This is a genomic window from Cetobacterium sp. (genome assembly GCF_051658645.1).
Taxonomy (GTDB): domain Bacteria; phylum Fusobacteriota; class Fusobacteriia; order Fusobacteriales; family Fusobacteriaceae; genus Cetobacterium_A.
On record NZ_JBOFMZ010000037.1, the window covers coordinates 1 to 1,271 of the forward strand.

A 1,271-nucleotide genomic window follows, 5' to 3' on the forward strand; every position below is an offset into this window, starting at 1 on the left:
AAAAGAATATCTATAGATAAAAATTGTTGTTTAATAACGATAGTTTCTATTAGAACACTTTTTAACTTTAATTTATCAAAAAATTTTGCTAATAAAAATTTTGAAAAAGAGTATTCTTCAGGGTATCTATATTCATTAAGGCTATCCGTTAAAAAACTTAAAACATAACACAAAAAAGCATCATGAGAAAGTTCATTTTTAGCATATTGGAAAAAATTCGGTTTCATACTAATTTCTCCTCTTCTTTCATTATTGTTAGTACTAGTTTATACTTTATTTTTAAAAAAAAATCAAAAAAAGCTTGCAATTTTTCCCTTTTTGAATTATGATTCAAGTATAGATTTCCTAATCCCCCCTGGAAATTAAAAATTAACATTACATACCATAACAATCCCAAAAATCTACCTGTTCCCCCAACTGGTAGATTTTTTATTATTTAAAAATTGAAAATATGAATCACATATTGTACAATAGATTTAAGAAATATATAAAGAATTAGAATTTTACTATAAAAACTTAAATGGAGAGGGAGATATCGGTATATTTTTTTGATTCTGGTTTTAGAGCCTTTAATGGTTTAAATTAACCTCCTTTAGATTGAGGTATACATTTATATCTAATTCGTTTTAAAAAGCTCTAAAATTGATTTTGTAGCTCTGATATTCTAGAAATTATTTCAAAAATTGTAGTTGTTTCAAAAAGTCATTTTTGAAGGGGTTTTTTCTAAAAACTCGTCATTAAGTGGGAGCTTTTTTATTTTATGGAGAATAAAATGAATGTAAGTATAAACACATTATTAACAGAGATAAAAAATATTATAACTTGTTTACTTGTAATTATAACTAATATAATTTCTAAAATATTTTAGAGCTGATAGGCACTAATCAGTAGACGTATAAGCCGTCTTATGAATTGTTGCAAGAGTGAAAGCTACTCTCAAAAAAAAGGCTTGGAGTGATACTTGATTTAGGGAGTATCTAAAGTTGTTCATTATTAACTAATACAAGGGTTAAGAACATATCATCTAGGGCAAGTATTAGATGAGCTGAAAGGCATTTAGATTCAGTTGAAAGTGAGTGGACGGATGCTATACGTGGTTTGTTGATCTCTTCTTTTTCCTCTTTTACAAGGGGATAAGTCTCGGTTCGTTCAAAATGGACCGTGGTTTGCTCAAAGGAGGCGTATACTATACTCTATAACATATTATAATAAACACAGGATTATGCTATAATATACCTTTAGAAGACTAAAACACTAGAACACTAAAAGAG

The 1,271-nt window shown here is 27.4% G+C and carries 1 protein-coding gene; it reads right to left on the reverse strand.

Features of this window, described 5'->3' with window-relative positions:
* The coding region (locus ACRCZX_RS03635) for a hypothetical protein (protein ID WP_438581585.1) at window positions 1–227 on the reverse strand (227 nt) is incomplete at its 3' end.
* Window positions 228–1,271 lie beyond the last annotated feature (1,044 nt).